A 16,810-nucleotide genomic window follows, 5' to 3' on the forward strand; every position below is an offset into this window, starting at 1 on the left:
CCATGAAAAGAATTGATATATTAGAAGATGTTTTATCTTCAAGTTCGCCAGTTCAAAAATTAAGTTCAATAGATTCTGAATCCTTTAAGAAACTATATTTTGATAAAAAACAACCTGTAGTAATACGAGGAGCCGCAAAAGAATGGGAGGCATTAAAAAAATGGGATTTAGATTTTTTCTTAAATTTAAAAAAAGACAAGGATATTTACTTACTATCCGGAAAATATGTTCAGGAAGATAACATTTATAAAAAAGAGACTTTTAAAACATTCATCCAAAAATTAAAGGACAGTGAACTTAGTAATAAAAAAACTGAAGACCACTTACCAGCGTTAGACATTTTTCATTTTTTTCCTCATCTTAAAGATCATACCGACTTTTCGATTTTTACCAAACTCACCACCAAAATAAATGATGAACTTGCCTGGCTTGGTCCAGCAGGAACGGTCTCAGGATTTCATTCAGATACAGCCAATAATGTATTTGCTCAAATAATGGGTAAAAAGATGTTTATTATTGCTTCGCCCAAGTTTAACAGAAAAATGTATAAGAGTAAGAAATACATGCACGGAGGAGTTGCTAGTGAAATTGATATAAATAATGTAGACATTGAAAAGTTTCCAAAATTTAAAGATGTTCAGTTTAAAAGTGTTGTTCTCGAACCTGGCGACATTTTATATGTTCCACAAAATTGGTGGCATTATGTGAAATCGCTAGAGACATCAATTAGCATAAGCAGTTTTGGTTATACTAAAACAGAAGTATACAGTATAAAATTTAAAGAAAAGGTTTTAGACTACCTTCATAGAAGGGGATATTATAAAGCAAAAAAATGTTGGTGTTGTGAATAAATCAAGTCAGTCTTTAACTAATAATGATTCCTGCAAAAAAAAATATTAAGTTAAGCTTTTAAATCAATGATACTTAAATTAATAAAGAAGATATATAAGCCTTTAATAATTAGCTTAATTCTGTTACCAAACTTATTTGTTGTAATAGTTGGCATAGAAAGTTTCCCATTAACTTGCGCTCCCATGTTTGGTCATTATATTGATGATGAAACAGATTTATATTTATTTAAATTTGAAGGAGAAAACTCATTGGGAAAAACAAATCTTGTTAAATATTACGGTAAACGTGAAACTCTTTTCATAAGACATTTTTTTAGTAAAGTTTATGGTTCCACAGAAGCTATTTCACCTTTTTCAAATCAGTTATATGAAAGCAATACAGCTTTTCATGATAGAATGAATGCTTTTTTTAACCATTACTACTCATTTATTTTAGCCGAATACAGCCTATCATTTAGTAAAATCAACCTCATGGTAAAAAAAGTTGATTATAAAAGAAATAGCTTAACAGATTATGAAACAATAGGTTATTTTAACATCAAAGACAAAAAATATTATTCCAAATTATGAAAATAATAGCCAACCTGCTTATTTTTATACATAAAATTGTAACCCAACCTTTAAGTCTTTTACGATTCTCTCTTTCCATTTTAGTTGGAAAACAATTATATGAAGCATTAAAAGCTCTTTTTAAATTAACAAATAACACCCAATATTCTTTATCCAAAACATGGTTTCTTAATATGCTTCCCGATTCACTTTTTATATTTGACACGGAGTTGTTTATTACCCTCAAATACATAATAATAGTATCAACAATTGGAGCTGCGCTTGGTTTACTTGGAAGGTTAAACCTATTAATAGTATCTTTTTTAAGTTTCTTTCTATTTGGCACAGTTGAAGGCATGGGAGTATTTAACCATGCACTTTCACTGCCAAGTCAAATTATCTTAGTTTTAGCTCTTGTTCCTGGATCAATGAAAATTTCTTTAGATTATTTTATTCTTAATTTTAAACATAATTACAAACAAAAATTTAAAGTATTAAGCTTTTCCGAAAACCCTAAATGGGGAATCAATCTGGTTCTATTATTGGTCATGCTAACTTATCTTACCGCTGGTATTTCAAAACTTAGATATGGCAATGGTATTAATTGGTTAGATGGTTCAACTTTAAGTTTTTATTTAAAAGAAAGAACAAATAATTATAAAGCTGGTGGTGTACAATTAATTATTGGGGATAATAAAATAACAGATCAAGATAAATGGAAAGATAAATTTGGGTTTATCGGTCATACATATAGTAATACTCAAACTTCAAAAACATGGAATAAGATAGCAGATTATATAGGTTCAAATAAATTATTATCCATTTTACTCTCTATTGGTTCTATTTTATTTGAAGTACTAGGGTTTATAATGTTTATTAATTCTAAATACAGAAATATATATCTAATCTCTGCTATTCTTTTTCATCTATCAATAAATTTATTAATGGGGATTTCATTTACGGAGTATCAATTAATTTGTTTTTGTTTAATAGATTGGGGCATTATAATTGGCTATTTTGTTAGGAAATTAAACTTCTCACAAAAAGGTTTGGCCACTATATAAGGTGTCATATCTGTTTTTCTTTTATTAAGTAAAAAACGACTCTCTCTTTATTTATACCAAATATCATCTTCCCCAATTTAATGACTTAGTTACGTTAACATTACCAAATCGTAATACTCATATACTTCGAGTTCGTTTACTTTTTCCATTTTTTTCTGTAGAATTTAATAATGTTGGTAAAAACCTTCTATAAAGAAATAGATCGCCTACTAGTGCAAGTTCTATATTGTCTTTCGTTGGAGTGAATTCTCAATAAGAATTATATACAGAACTGTTTATACTAAATTTACAAAAGCCCTCTCTTCTATTTATTGTAACCGAATAGCCTTCCCACCACATTTGTCTATATATAAAGTAGGAAGATTTTCATATAAACAAAAGGACCGTATCGTCTTTAAAACTGAAAATAAATAAACGATCTATCTATGTTATCATCATAAAAAAGTAGCATACTTAAAATCACAATAGTATATAGGACAAAACGGACGATTCTGGACTTAAACTTAAACGGCGATCGCTCATCCTTTCTTATTAAATACTCATATAATACAAATAACCCTATAAGGACATAATAATCAATCATTCTATACCCCATAGGGTGATTGTAAGCCTCATAAGAGAAATTCGATACTATTCTATTTATAAAAGCAAAAGCATCGGTGATGGATTCTGATCTAAAAAATATTCTTGAAAAAGTAACAATAGCAAAAGTTAAAAGCACTTGACCAATTTCAATCAATGACGGAAAAAAGGAATTCTCCCCTACTACACTATTTTTATAAATTGTATTTCTCCCCATTAGAAAAACCGGAATAAAAGCTAAAGCATGAAAAGCACCCCAAAAAATAAAGGTCCAATTAGCCCCATGCCAAAAACCACTCACTAAAAAGATAATAATAATATTTCTAACGGATTTTAATTTACTAACTCTCGAACCGCCAAGAGGAATATAGACATAGTGTCTAAACCATGTAGAAAGCGATACGTGCCAACGTTGCCAATATTCAGCTACATTCCTAGAGAAATTAGGAAATCTAAAATTGGACATGAGTTCTATTCCAAATAATTTTGCTGTACCAATTGCTATATCGGAGTAACCACTAAAATCCCCATACACCTGAAAACTAAATAGTGTAACCCCTAAAATTAGTGTAGATGCTGGATAGGTACCATAATTAGCAAAAATATCATCAACAATAGGCCCTAGTGCATCAGCTATGGCGACTTTCTTAAATAGCCCCCATAATATTAGCTTTAAACCACTAACGGATTGTTCGTAACTAAATGTTCTTTTATTAATGATTTGCGAAAGCAAATTAGACGCTCGTTCAATAGGCCCTGCAACTAATTGAGGAAAAAAACTTACAAAGGCCGCAAAAGACAAAAAATTCTTGGTAGGCTTAAGTTTTTTATAATATATATCAAACGAATAAGACATGGTTTGAAACGTATAAAACGAAATGCCAACTGGTAGAATTACTTTTAATGTCCAAGTACTTTTTATATTATAACCCATCATGGAGAACATGTCTATCCATGAATCGACAAAAAAGTTGTAATACTTAAAAAAGCCCAAAAGTCCTACATTAAACAGAACACTAACCCAAAGCCATAATTTTCTTTTGAATGGTTTATCGTGAGAATCGATCATGATTCCCGCAAAGTAATCTACCGTAGTACTTAAAAAAATTAATGAAAGAAATCTCCAATCCCACCAGCCATAAAACACATAACTAGAAACAAGAAGAAGTATATTTTGTGCTTTAACACTTTTTTTAAGTATAAGCCAATAAAGATTAAAAACTATAAAAAGGAATATAAAAAATTCCAGAGAATTAAATACCATACTAATAAAATATTTGTATCATTCTTGTATTTGGTTAAAGCAAACTTAAAACCAAATATGCTATAAGTAGTTTATAATATCAAAATTATTCTTTGAATGGTAAAATATTAACTTTCATCTGTAAAAGTGAATTGTAGAGAACAAAAAAAAGCCTTAAACAAAGGCTTTCTTTTATATTTAAACCTAAAGAATAGATTTTACATATTTTTAAATATAGAATGCATCAAACGTTTTTTATCATTTATACTTTCCTCTAAAGAGATCATGGTTTCTGTTCTATAAACGCCTTCTATATCGTCCAATAGAAAAATAACCTCCTTAGCATGTTCAGTACTTTTAGCTCTAATTTTACAGAATATATTAAACTTTCCAGTAGTAATATGGGCTACAGTAACATATGCTATTTCATTAATGCGTTCTAAAACAAACTTCGTTTGAGAAGTATTATTTAAATACACACCTACGTATGCTATAAATGAATAACCCAGTTTTTTATAATCCAACATTAATGAAGAACCTTTTATAATTCCAGATTCTTCCATTTTTTTTACACGAACATGAACTGTACCTGCAGAGATTAATAATTTTTTTGCTATATCTGTAAATGGTATTCTTGTGTTATCAATTAACATATCAAGAATTTGATGGTCGATTTCGTCTAATTTAATTTTCCCCATAATTAATTATTCTTAAATAAAAATCAAAATTAATACATTTTTACTAATAATTATGCATAATTGATATGTTTTATTTCGTCTATAATGCGATTTTATCATTATTTATTATTACGAAAACGTTTTCGTAATCAATAGCAACCAATTGATTATCTACACCAAATACTTCAAAACCATTAGCATCAATTTCCTTGTGCCCATAAAAAGCATCTAATTTCTCAATCTTCTCAATTTTAGGAATCAATTTTATTTGACCATGAATTAATTTTTCTTGATATTGAACTGCAATATCATTGATTTTTTCATTTGAATGACTTGCTGCTACCCTAGCATTTCTTATAATAACATCATAAAAACATTTTTCGTTTTCTGGAATTTTAAAATAAGCTTCATATTTACTGCCAGTTACACTATTATTGGCAATGTAGCTTAATGAAGATATATATGATGTATAAATAAGTTCTCGTGTTACTTCACGCCCATAGTCGTTCTCATAATGGCCTGCTTCAAATAAAATTGTTGGAATGTTCTCATTTTGAAAAGTATCCCCAACACAATTTAAATTAAATGCGTCGTCATATACGCCTACCTGCTTAGGAATAATCTTCTGCAAGGTTTCGTTCATAACTCCAATAATGGCCATGGCAATCTTTCTATTGGGTGTCACCGTACAGGCTTCATCCTGGGCTGGCGCTAAAAATGATACCGTTGCAGGTTTATTGGTCTTGCCAGCACTAAAAATAGTACGTTGCCCATGTAGGTTATAACAAAAATGAGGTTTAAAGGCTTCAAAAATACTTCTCAACACCTTACTTTCTGGTTGCGACAAATTTTGGGCGTCTCTATTCAAATCAACTTTGTTTGCGTTTACCCTAGTATAGGCTTCAGCACCATCCGGATTCAGTATAGGTATTATATATAAGGTACAAGCATTCAAAATATTCTCGGAATATTCATTTTTATCTAAAAAAGTATTTAAAAGATCAAATAGCGCTTTAGTGGTGGTAGATTCATTTCCGTGCATTTGAGACCACATTAAAATGCGTTTATTTCCTTTGCCGATTTTTATGCCATAAATAGGTTTGCTTAAAACGGATTCACCTATAGTTTCTATTACGGCACCTTCCCCCAATCTATTTAAAAGAGGGGCTATGTGCTTATTGGTTATATAACGGTGAAATAAGTTGGTTTCCTTATACTTTAAAAACAATGATTTTATTTCTTCTATATGCATGTTAGTTTTTTATGTGACAAATGTAAACATTTACAAATTCACAAATGTAAACAGATAAAATCATTAGATTGTTTACATTTATAAACAGTATTTTAGTCGTTATTTCACATTTGTTTACTAAATGTTTGTATACTAATTAATTTGCACTTAAAATACTATATATTAGTATATTAAATTGCTTTATATAAAGTGTAAATTAAAATTACAGTGAGTTAATAATCATTAATAATCGGTATTTATCAATTATATCATTACATTTGTAAAACTATTAACTTTAAATTGTTTACAATGGTAAACATGGAGGATTTTGTAATCAGGTTGCAGGAGGTCATGGATTACTATGGTGAATCCGCATCTTCTTTTGCAGAAAAAATTGGCGTACAGCGTTCAAGCATTTCCCATATTCTATCTAGCAGAAATAAACCTAGTTTAGATTTTGTCTTAAAAATTCTTTCGGCCTATCCTGAGGTCGACCTGTATTGGTTATTTAATGGCAAGGGGGAATTTCCATCCACTGGTAAATTTAAGGAAACCAAAAAGGAAACAGATCTTTTCTCTGTAGCTGAAAAGCAGCAACCGAAAACATCAAACGAAAAAGAAATTGAGCGTATCGTTATTTTTTATTCTGACGGAAGTTTTAAAAACTTTCAGAATTGATACAATTCTTTAGTAAGTTTGCAACTAAATTTATAGTATGAGATTTCTTTTTCTAGCAGTTTTATTGAGCTTTGTTAGTTGTTACGAAACAACCCGTAATTGCAAAGATTATAAAACCGGTGAGTTTTATAGCGAAGTCGTTATTAACGATGAATTATTTACGTCTAAATTCAAAAGAACAGAAGGTTTACAGGTGGAAGTTTACAATAACACGGTCGACTCGTCCAAATTGCGTTGGATCAATGACTGCGAAGTTGTTTTTAAAACAATTAAGCCTAAGAACATGGCCGAACAAAAAGATATTCATTTAAAAATTTTAACCACAACAGATTCTTCTTATACTTTTGAATACTCTTATGTAGGTGAAACAAAAAAACAAAAGGGGATCGCTTATAAGATTAAATAGGTTCAATCAAACGGATATAAAAAATACTCGACTAAATTGAATTTAAGTTGTTTGTCTTCTGTTATTTCATAAGTTAAAAAGATTTCTCCCCAATATTCTCCATCCGAAAAATCAGCAATTATCCATTTATGATTTAACATTTTCACAGTATTAATCAGCATTTTTCTACCCTCACTGGCCGCATATGGTACTATGGGGTGCTCGCCCTTAACCTCATTTAATTTGTAAAGCTCATCTTTTATAAAAGGTATTAATTCTGATATGTTATAACCATCATCTTCAAAATAACTAATAGCATCCTCGTTCCTCTCCAGATTAAAATGAGAAGCTTCTAAAATATCATCTTGCAAAATTGCTAGGGAATCTTTGTATTTTTCCAATGCTGTTTTTTGAGCTGCCAACTTACTGTTCATATCTTCAAATACTCGTTTTGAATTCACATATTGAAATAAAATCAATAAGGCCGCAAAAACGAACAAATACATAAAAATCCTTTGTTTCATATGTTTACATTTAATTGTTTTTTTATTTGTCACACCTATCCAGCCTTAAGCGGGATGTAACATCCGTTTAATCATGGTCCTTGGGTATCACTTTTTATCATGGATGTTTCATGGACTTTAATTTAAATTGTTATTTCTAAACCATCATAAGCTAAAAAAACATTCTCGGGCAATATCCTTTCTACTTCCTCGTGAAATCCAAGCAAATGACTTATATGGGTTAAGTATGCTATTTCCGGATTGACTTTATCAATAAATTGCAATGCCTCTTCTAAGTTAAAATGCGAACGATGCGAATCTATCCTCAATGCATTCACCACTAAAACCTTTACCCCTTTTATTTTTTCAACCTCTTTGTCGGTAACGGTTTTCATATCCGTTAAATACGCCAAATCATCGAATCTAAATCCAAAAACCTGTAACGCATCATGCAAACCATTTACGGGGATTACTTCTAAGTTTTTTAATTTAAAAGGTTTGTTTTTTATGCGATGTGGAATAACGGCTGGTGCTCCCGGGTATTTGTTTTTAGTCGATAAAATATAATCAAACCGCTTACGTAAAGACTTTAACACCCTTTTATGCGCATAAATAGGAATATCGCCTTGCTTAAAATAGAAAGGCCTTATATCATCCAATCCCATCACATGATCGGCATGCTCATGTGTAAAGACAATCCCATCAATGCTATCGCATCCCGCTCTTAACATTTGATATCTAAAATCTGGTCCGCAATCAATAACATATTTGTAACTATCCCATGCTATCAAAACAGAAACCCGTAACCGTTTATCTTTTGGGTCTGTGCTTAAACAAACAGGGTGTTTGCTTCCAATAATTGGAATGCCCTGCGATGTTCCTGTTCCAAGAAAAGTTATTTTCAAACCCTGTTAAGTTTTACACAAAAATAGTGTTATTTTTTTGTTTACTATACATATTTAATACCTTTGTAGCAGGACAAAACAAGCATTTCAACAATATGGAAATAACCATACAGGGCGATAAGGAATTTGATGATGTTCCATCATTGAAATCAAAGGCACTACGTATTAATCTAAACGAAAATATTTACGGAACATTTGCCGAAATTGGAGCAGGACAAGAAACCTGTCGTCATTTTTTTAGAGCCGGAGGTGCTTCAGGTACCATTGCGAAAGCAATGTCTGCTTATGATAAAGATTTTAGTGATGCCGTTTATGGTACTGAAGATGATGGCCGTTATGTCACAGAAGCTCGTTTAAGAAAAATGCTTAGTCATGAAATGGACCTTATGGAAACAAGGTTAACACGTGAAAAGCATCCTAATAAAATATTTTTCACTTATGCCAATACGGTTGCTACCATAGACTTTGCCAAGCAATTTAAAGGCCATGGATGGGTGGGTATTAAATATCAAGTAGAAGCTACTGGTGATTATAATGAAATTATTTTACACTTGCGATTTAAAGAAACCGATGCACGTTTACAGCAGGAAACGTTGGGTGTATTAGGGACAAATCTTATTTATGGAGCATTTTATAAATATAACGAACCCAAAAAATTATTACGTTATTTATATGACCACTTAGACAAGGATCAACTAGAAATTGACACCATTAACTTTTCTGGCCCTGCTTTTGAATATGTAGATAACCGATTAATGAGTTTACAACTTGTTAAAAACGGCATGACGGATGCCGTCGTATTTGGACCAGATGGAACCAATGTACTTCCTGCAAGGGTTTTTTATAAAAAAAACATATTGGCGTTGCGAGGCAGCTTTAGACCGGTAACTAAAGTAAACATGGCCATGTACGAGAAATCGTATGAGATGTTTATTAAGGAAAGTAAGGTTAATCCTGATAAAACCGTAGTCGTTTTTGAAATCACATTATCTAATTTAAGAGCCGAGGGAGAGATTGATGAACAAGATTTTATAGATAGAGCCGATTTATTGTGCTCATTAGGGCAATCCGTAATGATTTCCAATTTCCAGGAATACTATAAAGTTGTTGAATATTTCTCAAATTACACAAAAGCCAGAATGGGACTAGCTATGGGCGTTAGCAATTTGGTCGATATTTTTGATGAAAAATACTATCGCCATATAAGTGGTGGTATTCTTGAAGCATTTGGAAAATTATTCTTCAAAGATTTAAAAGTTTACCTGTACCCTATGTTAGATCCAGAAACTGGGGAATTGATCAATAGTGAAAATTTAAAAGTATATCCACGTATGAAAGAATTATATAAATTCTTTAAATACAACGGAAAAGTAATCGATATTGAAGATTACGACACTAGTATAATGAATATATTCTCTCGTGAAATTTTACAAATGATTTCTGAGGGTGAACGTGGCTGGGAAGATATGATACCAGAAGGAACCGCAGATTTAATCAAGGATTATCGCCTATTCGGATACACAAGAAAACCTTTAAAGCCCTTAACCTTAAACAAAAGAGCCAAAAAGTAAAGTCAGGATGTCCTAAAAAACAAAAAGTTCTCGACTGTACTCCTAGCGTTTGAGAACTTTTTAGAATTCTTTTTTATGACTCTAAAATTTGATCCGCGTGTATTTTGGCCTTTACTTTATCTATTACCTTTATAATAACACCTTCTTCATCAATTACAAATGTTATACGGTGAATACCGTCAAAAGTACGCCCCATAAATTTTTTCTCCCCCCAAACACCAAAAGCATTGATAACGGTTTTATCTACATCAGCTAATAAAGGGTATGGAAAATTAAATTTCTTTTTAAAGTTCGATTGCTTTTTTTGGGTATCTGCAGAAACTCCTAAAATTTCGTAACCCTGTTCCTGTAAAACAGCATATTCATCTCGTAAATTGCATGCCTCTACTGTACATGTTGGGGTATTTGCTTTTGGATAAAAGAAAACCACTAACTTTTTACCTTTAAAATCCGACAATTTAACAGTGTTTCCCTGCTCATCTAAAGCTTCAAAATTTGGTACCTTATTTCCTTCTTTTAATGTGTTCATATTTTATAACTTTGTTATCGCTAAAATACGACCTAATGACCAAACAAGAAAGAGTAAACTTTGTTATTAATACACTTTATAAACTTTATCCAGAAATACCAATTCCATTAGATCATAAAGATCCGTACACCTTATTGATAGCAGTATTAATGTCTGCTCAAAGTACCGATGTTAGAGTTAATAAAATAACCCCTTTGCTCTTTGAAAAAGCAGATAACCCATATGATATGGTTAAACTTTCTGTAGAAGAAATAAGAGATATTATAAAACCCGTGGGATTATCACCCATGAAAAGCAAAGGCATCCATGGACTGTCACAAATTCTAATTGAAAAGCACAATGGAAAAGTACCGGTAAGCTTCGAAGACCTGGAAAAATTGCCTGCCGTCGGGCACAAAACAGCTAGTGTCGTTATGTCCCAGGCTTTTGGCATCCCTGCTTTCCCAGTAGACACACATATACATAGATTGATGTACCGATGGAATTTAAGTAATGGCAAAAATGTTGTTCAAACAGAAAAAGATGCAAAAAGATTGTTTCCAAAAGAATTATGGAACGATTTACACCTTCAAATTATTTGGTATGGCAGGGAATATTCCCCTGCACGAGGTTGGAACCTAGACAAAGACATTATCACAAAAACAATTGGACGACAATCTGTTATAAATGAATACCATAAATTAAAAAGCCCTAATTAATATTAGGGCTTTTCGGAAACTTAGTTCAGAAGCGCTTCAAACTTCAATTTATTACAATTTATAACACTTAAAGCCTTAGAATAATTTAGAAGAAAATTAACCGTTTCTTCCTTCGGTTCTTGTTCGTTTAAGTTTTTAATAGAATTTTCAGAGTAAATTTTTGCCATTTCAACAATTTAAGGGGTTATTATTGAATTATTAACGTAGCAAAACTTACTTTATTGCATCAATTTGTTAAAACGATATTATGCTTGTCTATAATTTTTCTTAAATTGATTAGAGCATAACGCATTCTGCCAAGAGCTGTATTAATGCTAACGCCTGTCCTATCTGATATCTCTTTAAAACTCATATCATTATAAATACGCATTAACAGTACTTCTTTTTGGTCTTCTGGAAGCTCATCTACCAAACGTCTTACATCTGTTTCAACTTGCTCTTTAATGATACTTTTTTCAGCATTTAAGCTAGTGTCACTAAGTACAGAAAAAATACTAAACTCTCCTGTATTATCAAATTTTGGCATCCTCTTGCTTTTCCTAAAAAAATCAATAACCAGGTTATGGGAAATACGCATGACCCACGGTAAAAACTTTCCTTCTTCATTATAAGCGCCACGCTTTAGCGTTCGGATAACTTTTATAAAGGTATCCTGAAAGATATCTTCAGCAATATCCCTATCGTAAACTTTAGAATAAATAAAACTATAAATTTTTTGTTTGTGCCTAGTGATAAGAATTTCTAAAGCACTTTCTTCTCCTTTAATATAATTGCTAACCAGATTAGCATCAGATATAATTTCGTATTGCATAATAATTACTTTTAGTGCATTGAAGAGGACTTCTTTGCTTGGGGTTACATGTTAAAAGTAATGTTTTGCTATAGGCGAGAGTTGATTTATTGAATCCAAATATAACAACAATCCTTCCTAAAAAACAAAAATTAATCATTTTTTTTAATATTTATTTGTATTACAACGCATTTTTTAAGCTGAAATAGTTGTAGTATCTTTGCTAAATTATTCCTTTCAAAAGCCAATGAACACTAATATTTCTGAAGTAAGCCCCAAAGAAAACATCATTATTAAAGGTGCTAAATTGCATAACTTGAAGAATATCGATGTAGTGATACCGAGAAACAAATTAGTGGTCATTACAGGTTTATCGGGATCCGGAAAGTCCAGTTTGGCCTTTGATACCCTATACGCTGAAGGGCAAAGACGTTATGTGGAAAGCTTATCGAGTTATGCACGTCAATTTTTAGGTCGATTGAACAAACCAAAAGTAGATTACATAAAGGGCATTGCTCCTGCCATAGCTATTGAACAAAAGGTGAATTCAACCAACCCACGTTCAACTGTTGGTACCACTACAGAAATTTACGATTATTTAAAATTATTATTTGCTAGAATTGGCAAAACCTACTCACCTGTTTCTGGTAACGAAGTGAAAAAAGACACCGTTACAGATGTTTTAAACTATTTAAAAACGTTTCCAGAAAGAGAAAAGCTCCTGCTTCTCGCTCCTATTCATTTAGAAGAAGGCCGCAGTATACAGGATAAGCTCAAGGCCTTGCAGCAACAAGGGTATGCCAGGGTCAAGATAAACGATACGGTGACCCGTATGGATGAGATTAAAGAGCTTTCAAATGAAGACGACATACTGTTGGTCGTCGACAGAATTATTTTTAAGAACGAAGAAGACTTCCTTAACCGATTAGCCGATGCCATACAAACAGCTTTTTTCGAAGGCAAGGGGGAATGTATCATAGAAGTTTTAGGCGATAATAAAAAACGGGTTTTTAGCAATAAATTTGAATTGGATGGCATTAGTTTCTTAGAACCTAATGTACACTTATTCAGCTTCAACAACCCATACGGTGCTTGTCCAAAATGTGAAGGTTATGGTGATATTATTGGCATTGATGACGATTTAGTGATTCCAAACACGGGGCTTTCTATTTATGAAAACGCTATTTTTCCATGGCGTGGAGATACCATGAGTTGGTATAGGGATCAATTGGTAAATAATTCCCATAAATTCGATTTCCCCATTCATAAACCATATTTCGAGTTAAGCGCTGCCCAAAAACAACTTATTTGGGATGGAAATCAATATTTTGAAGGATTGAATGCTTTCTTTTCAGAATTAGAATCCAAAGCGTATAAAATCCAAAATCGCGTTATGTTATCACGTTATCGCGGAAAAACCAAATGTAAAGCATGTAACGGCAAACGTTTACGTATAGAAGCAAATTACATAAAAATTGGTGGTGCTACTATTACAGATTTGGTTGAAATGCCCTTGGATAAACTAGCAAACTTCTTTAAGCAGTTAGAATTGAATGATTATGACACACAAATTGCCAATAGACTTTTAAAAGAAATCAATAATAGGTTATCGTTTCTTGCCAATGTAGGCCTTAGCTATCTAACACTTAATAGAAAATCGAATACCTTATCCGGTGGTGAAAGTCAGCGTATCAATCTGGCAACCTCATTGGGTAGTAGCCTGGTCGGTTCTATGTATATTTTAGACGAGCCCAGTATTGGTTTACACCCTAAAGATACTGAACGATTAATTTCCGTATTAAAATCACTTCGTGATTTGGGAAATACGGTCATTGTAGTCGAACATGATGAAGATATCATGATTGCTGCCGATAGTATTATAGATATTGGCCCTGAAGCAGGAACCTTTGGTGGCCATGTAGTTGCTAATGGTAATTATGCAGATATTCTCGCTTCAAATTCCTTAACAGCCCAATATTTAAATGAATCGCTGAAAATCGAGGTGCCCAAAAAGCGTAGAACCTCAAAATACTATGTAGATATTAAAGGAGCTCGTGAAAATAATCTAAAAAATATTGACGTTCGCTTCCCCCTTGGTATGCTAACTGTTATCACTGGAGTTTCCGGTAGTGGAAAAAGCACATTGATAAAAAAAATACTATACCCTTCGTTACAAAAAAAACTGACTGATTTTGGCGATAAACCAGGTCAGTATACAAGTTTAGAAGGTCATTTTAGCAATATTAAACAGATTGAGTTTGTTGATCAAAACCCCATCGGCCGGTCTTCACGTTCCAATCCTGTAACTTATATAAAGGCTTATGACGATATAAGAGCCCTATTTTCAAAACAGAAATTAAGCACCATAAGAAATTACCAAGCAAAACATTTTTCTTTTAATGTAGATGGCGGACGCTGTGAAACTTGTAAAGGTGAAGGTGAAGTTACTATTGAAATGCAATTTATGGCCGATGTACATTTAGAATGTGAAACCTGTAAAGGAAAACGCTTTAAAAAAGAAGTACTAGAGGTTACATTTGGAGATAAAAATATTGATGATATCTTAAACTTAACGATAGATAATGCCATCGAATTTTTTGATAACCAGAAGCAAACTAAAATTAAAAACAAACTCCAACCTTTACAGGATGTTGGCTTGGGATATGTCACTTTAGGACAAAGCTCTTCTACCCTTTCTGGAGGTGAAGCTCAACGTATAAAATTAGCATCCTTTCTAGGGAAAGGCAACAATAAGGACAAAGCACTTTTTATTTTTGACGAACCTACCACCGGACTACATTTTCATGACATCCAAAAGCTTTTAAAATCCTTTAATGCGCTTATTGAAAATGACCATTCCATTATAGTTGTAGAACATAATCTAGAACTCATTAAGTGTGCGGATTATGTCATAGATCTAGGACCTGAAGGTGGAGAAAAAGGCGGTAACTTAGTTGCTGTAGGAACTCCTGAAGATATTGCAAGTACCGAAGCATCAGAAACGGGAAAATATTTAAAAGACAAACTCTAAATTTCAAGTTTCAAGCCTTTACAGGTTAGGGATCCATATTCATGTATTGCCCAACACTACGGTAAAATGTTAGATTCATGTGAATTTTTGTCATTCATGTCTTAAAAACGTGTATACAGGGTAGCGTTCTACAAAAGGGGCTCCCTATTTTCCTTTGTAATAATTTTAAACAAGAAATAAAAAGGCATTGTTTAGGCGATCTATATTAATAAAAGAAAAAACCAATTAAGGCAACTATTATAATTGCAATAGGGATTACAAACATTAAATAGATAAAACTCGCAATTCCTGTTTTTATAAAGCTTAAAAGCCATCCATGATTATAAAATCGCTTAATAGCGACAAATAAATAGAAAAAAGTTGATATGACAAACAACCAATCTATCCAATCCGGAACTTTAAAAAAGCTGTTAACTATTAAAATCAGACTAAAAAGAGTGAATAAAAATGAGAAAAAATAAAAGCTAAAAACCAAATGATGTGCATAGGTACCTCGTTTATAGAACAACAGCTTTAATATAAAAGCGAAAATTGGCAACAAAACAAATAACGAGATAGGGATTGTATCATAGACCGCTTGTAAAACTTGTCCGCCATTGCGCTGTTTATAAAACTTAAGTACCTGTGCGTAAAATTTCCTTGTAATATAACCAGCACCATCACTCATCCCCATAGCTTTGTAAATTTCTGTCCCAGAAGCATTAATAGCCATTAAAGAATCCACCTTTTTTTCATCAAAATCAAAAGTTAATGTCTTGTTGACCGTTCTTTTGCCATTGTCTTTTTCCAAAGAATCCAAAACCTTAATCTGTTCCGCTTTCATCCCAGGAATACCACTCTCCTTTAAAGGCAGCAAAATACTATCTAGTTTTATAGAATCCAAAGCTTGTTGTGCTTTCGTTCTTGTGCTATCAGAAATTAAAGGTGTGTCGAGTGTTTTTTTAAGAGTCGCATCTAAACCCTGAATTTGATCCCTTACTATTATGGTGGTCAATAAAAAGAAAAAGACTACCGAAACAAACAAATACAATTGAGCAGGATGCAAATACAGTAAACGTTTGCCTTCTATAAATTTTTCAGCTAAATACCCAGGCTTAAACAGTAAAGGTAAAAAGCTTTTAAAAAAACGCGCATCAAAAGAAAAATAATTACTTATCGTGTTATAAAACAAGACACCAACAGTGAGCTCTTCTTTGGTTTGCTGCCCACAATGCGGACAAAACCTAAACGCTTGTTCAAACTTATTTTCACAGTTTTTACAAATTTCCAGTTCGGTTTTCATTAAAATGATTGGTTTTTATAAAAATAAGATTTTTTTGTTGAACTATGTTATTTCTCTCCGTATCCTAAATAACTTAAAATGTAAAATCAGACCCGAAGCTACTACCTATTAGTTAAGTCGACATAAAATGGCATAGAATATTTAGAAATAAAAAATTAAAGTTCAAGGTAAAAAGCGTAGGCATAGCTTAGTTACAGTGAGTATTTATAACGAAGAAATTCGGTTTTTTACTCTGAAGGTC

At 32.1% G+C, this 16,810-nt stretch carries 17 protein-coding genes; 8 read left to right on the plus strand and 9 right to left on the minus strand.

Going from position 1 to position 16,810, the window contains the following annotated elements:
• Positions 1 to 2 precede the first annotated feature (2 nt).
• From PQO00_RS07535 to PQO00_RS07545, 3 genes are all read left to right on the plus strand, one after another.
• A complete protein-coding gene (locus PQO00_RS07535; RefSeq protein WP_274184225.1) occupies positions 3 to 851 on the plus strand; it encodes a cupin-like domain-containing protein in 849 nt (282 codons plus the stop codon).
• A 66-nt stretch (positions 852 to 917) separates the two neighbouring features.
• Positions 918 to 1,421 carry a hypothetical protein gene (locus tag PQO00_RS07540; RefSeq protein ID WP_274184226.1) on the plus strand — a complete coding sequence of 168 codons (504 nt, stop codon included), beginning with the start codon at positions 918 to 920 and terminating at the stop codon, positions 1,419 to 1,421.
• A complete protein-coding gene (locus tag PQO00_RS07545) occupies positions 1,418 to 2,464 on the plus strand; it encodes a hypothetical protein (RefSeq protein WP_274184227.1) in 1,047 nt (348 codons plus the stop codon). The genes PQO00_RS07540 and PQO00_RS07545 overlap by 4 nt, the downstream gene beginning before the upstream one ends.
• Positions 2,465 to 2,858: 394 nt before the next feature.
• Here the strand turns inward: PQO00_RS07545 and PQO00_RS07550 are convergent, their stop codons facing one another.
• The 3 genes from PQO00_RS07550 to PQO00_RS07560 all read right to left on the minus strand — a co-directional run bounded on the left by PQO00_RS07550 (position 2,859) and on the right by PQO00_RS07560 (position 6,218).
• Positions 2,859 to 4,310: an MBOAT family protein gene (locus PQO00_RS07550; RefSeq protein WP_274184228.1), complete on the minus strand. Its 1,452-nt coding sequence runs from the start codon at positions 4,308 to 4,310 to the stop codon at positions 2,859 to 2,861.
• A gap of 197 nt (positions 4,311 to 4,507) precedes the next feature.
• Entirely contained in the window at positions 4,508 to 4,987 is a 480-nt protein-coding gene (locus PQO00_RS07555; RefSeq protein WP_135875648.1) for an Lrp/AsnC family transcriptional regulator, read from the minus strand.
• Between the two features lie 79 nt (positions 4,988 to 5,066).
• Positions 5,067 to 6,218, minus strand: a complete 1,152-nt coding sequence (locus tag PQO00_RS07560; RefSeq protein WP_274184229.1) for a M14 metallopeptidase family protein — start codon at positions 6,216 to 6,218, stop codon at positions 5,067 to 5,069.
• 288 nt (positions 6,219 to 6,506) lie between these two features.
• Here PQO00_RS07560 and PQO00_RS07565 point away from each other — a divergent pair, with 288 nt between their 5' ends.
• The gene (locus PQO00_RS07565) at positions 6,507 to 6,875 is read left to right on the plus strand and encodes a helix-turn-helix domain-containing protein (protein ID WP_274184230.1); all 369 of its coding nucleotides are present in this window, start codon (positions 6,507 to 6,509) and stop codon (positions 6,873 to 6,875) included.
• Between the two features lie 37 nt (positions 6,876 to 6,912).
• The gene (locus PQO00_RS07570) at positions 6,913 to 7,281 is read left to right on the plus strand and encodes a DNA topoisomerase IV (protein ID WP_274184231.1); all 369 of its coding nucleotides are present in this window, start codon (positions 6,913 to 6,915) and stop codon (positions 7,279 to 7,281) included.
• Between the two features lie 2 nt (positions 7,282 to 7,283).
• On the opposite strand, the gene PQO00_RS07575 is transcribed toward PQO00_RS07570, so the two are convergent.
• Positions 7,284 to 7,784, minus strand: coding sequence for a hydrolase (locus PQO00_RS07575; RefSeq protein ID WP_274184232.1), 501 nt, complete (start codon positions 7,782 to 7,784; stop codon positions 7,284 to 7,286).
• 122 nt (positions 7,785 to 7,906) lie between these two features.
• Positions 7,907 to 8,668 carry an MBL fold metallo-hydrolase gene (locus PQO00_RS07580; protein ID WP_274184233.1) on the minus strand — a complete coding sequence of 254 codons (762 nt, stop codon included), beginning with the start codon at positions 8,666 to 8,668 and terminating at the stop codon, positions 7,907 to 7,909.
• A gap of 95 nt (positions 8,669 to 8,763) precedes the next feature.
• Between PQO00_RS07580 and PQO00_RS07585 the strand changes: the two genes are divergently transcribed.
• Positions 8,764 to 10,239 (plus strand): TonB-dependent receptor, encoded by a 1,476-nt coding sequence (locus PQO00_RS07585; protein WP_274184234.1) that lies wholly within the window; start codon positions 8,764 to 8,766, stop codon positions 10,237 to 10,239.
• 73 nt (positions 10,240 to 10,312) lie between these two features.
• On the opposite strand, the gene bcp is transcribed toward PQO00_RS07585, so the two are convergent.
• Positions 10,313 to 10,768, minus strand: coding sequence for a thioredoxin-dependent thiol peroxidase (gene bcp / locus PQO00_RS07590; protein ID WP_274184235.1), 456 nt, complete (start codon positions 10,766 to 10,768; stop codon positions 10,313 to 10,315).
• 35 nt (positions 10,769 to 10,803) lie between these two features.
• On the opposite strand from bcp, the gene nth reads away from it, so the two are divergent.
• Positions 10,804 to 11,466 carry an endonuclease III gene (gene nth, locus PQO00_RS07595; protein WP_274184236.1) on the plus strand — a complete coding sequence of 221 codons (663 nt, stop codon included), beginning with the start codon at positions 10,804 to 10,806 and terminating at the stop codon, positions 11,464 to 11,466.
• A gap of 20 nt (positions 11,467 to 11,486) precedes the next feature.
• On the opposite strand, the gene PQO00_RS07600 is transcribed toward nth, so the two are convergent.
• Together PQO00_RS07600 and PQO00_RS07605 are read right to left on the minus strand one after the other, a co-directional pair.
• Positions 11,487 to 11,633 (minus strand): hypothetical protein, encoded by a 147-nt coding sequence (locus PQO00_RS07600; RefSeq protein ID WP_274184237.1) that lies wholly within the window; start codon positions 11,631 to 11,633, stop codon positions 11,487 to 11,489.
• A 59-nt stretch (positions 11,634 to 11,692) separates the two neighbouring features.
• On the minus strand, positions 11,693 to 12,277 hold the full coding sequence (locus PQO00_RS07605; protein ID WP_274184238.1) for an RNA polymerase sigma factor: 585 nt from the start codon (positions 12,275 to 12,277) through the stop codon (positions 11,693 to 11,695).
• 226 nt (positions 12,278 to 12,503) lie between these two features.
• Between PQO00_RS07605 and uvrA the strand changes: the two genes are divergently transcribed.
• Positions 12,504 to 15,287, plus strand: a complete 2,784-nt coding sequence (gene uvrA, locus PQO00_RS07610; protein ID WP_274184239.1) for an excinuclease ABC subunit UvrA — start codon at positions 12,504 to 12,506, stop codon at positions 15,285 to 15,287.
• A 205-nt stretch (positions 15,288 to 15,492) separates the two neighbouring features.
• On the opposite strand, the gene PQO00_RS07615 is transcribed toward uvrA, so the two are convergent.
• Positions 15,493 to 16,569, minus strand: a complete 1,077-nt coding sequence (locus PQO00_RS07615) for a DUF3667 domain-containing protein (protein ID WP_274184240.1) — start codon at positions 16,567 to 16,569, stop codon at positions 15,493 to 15,495.
• Positions 16,570 to 16,810: the final 241 nt, after the last annotated feature.

The sequence above is a fragment of the Flavivirga sp. 57AJ16 genome (assembly GCF_028736925.1).
Taxonomy (GTDB): domain Bacteria; phylum Bacteroidota; class Bacteroidia; order Flavobacteriales; family Flavobacteriaceae; genus Flavivirga.

Bases quoted from the DNA above. Each gene is read 5' to 3' on its own strand.
- PQO00_RS07535 (WP_274184225.1), top strand. From the start codon at position 3: ATGAAAAGAATTGATATATTAGAAGATGTTTTATCTTCAAGTTCGCCA.
- PQO00_RS07540 (WP_274184226.1), top strand. From the start codon at position 918: ATGATACTTAAATTAATAAAGAAGATATATAAGCCTTTAATAATTAGC.
- PQO00_RS07545 (WP_274184227.1), top strand. From the start codon at position 1,418: ATGAAAATAATAGCCAACCTGCTTATTTTTATACATAAAATTGTAACC.
- PQO00_RS07550 (WP_274184228.1), bottom strand. From the start codon at position 4,310: ATGGTATTTAATTCTCTGGAATTTTTTATATTCCTTTTTATAGTTTTT.
- PQO00_RS07555 (WP_135875648.1), bottom strand. From the start codon at position 4,987: ATGGGGAAAATTAAATTAGACGAAATCGACCATCAAATTCTTGATATG.
- PQO00_RS07560 (WP_274184229.1), bottom strand. From the start codon at position 6,218: ATGCATATAGAAGAAATAAAATCATTGTTTTTAAAGTATAAGGAAACC.
- PQO00_RS07565 (WP_274184230.1), top strand. From the start codon at position 6,507: ATGGTAAACATGGAGGATTTTGTAATCAGGTTGCAGGAGGTCATGGAT.
- PQO00_RS07570 (WP_274184231.1), top strand. From the start codon at position 6,913: ATGAGATTTCTTTTTCTAGCAGTTTTATTGAGCTTTGTTAGTTGTTAC.
- PQO00_RS07575 (WP_274184232.1), bottom strand. From the start codon at position 7,784: ATGAAACAAAGGATTTTTATGTATTTGTTCGTTTTTGCGGCCTTATTG.
- PQO00_RS07585 (WP_274184234.1), top strand. From the start codon at position 8,764: ATGGAAATAACCATACAGGGCGATAAGGAATTTGATGATGTTCCATCA.
- bcp (WP_274184235.1), bottom strand. From the start codon at position 10,768: ATGAACACATTAAAAGAAGGAAATAAGGTACCAAATTTTGAAGCTTTA.
- nth (WP_274184236.1), top strand. From the start codon at position 10,804: ATGACCAAACAAGAAAGAGTAAACTTTGTTATTAATACACTTTATAAA.
- PQO00_RS07600 (WP_274184237.1), bottom strand. From the start codon at position 11,633: ATGGCAAAAATTTACTCTGAAAATTCTATTAAAAACTTAAACGAACAA.
- PQO00_RS07605 (WP_274184238.1), bottom strand. From the start codon at position 12,277: ATGCAATACGAAATTATATCTGATGCTAATCTGGTTAGCAATTATATT.
- uvrA (WP_274184239.1), top strand. From the start codon at position 12,504: ATGAACACTAATATTTCTGAAGTAAGCCCCAAAGAAAACATCATTATT.
- PQO00_RS07615 (WP_274184240.1), bottom strand. From the start codon at position 16,569: ATGAAAACCGAACTGGAAATTTGTAAAAACTGTGAAAATAAGTTTGAA.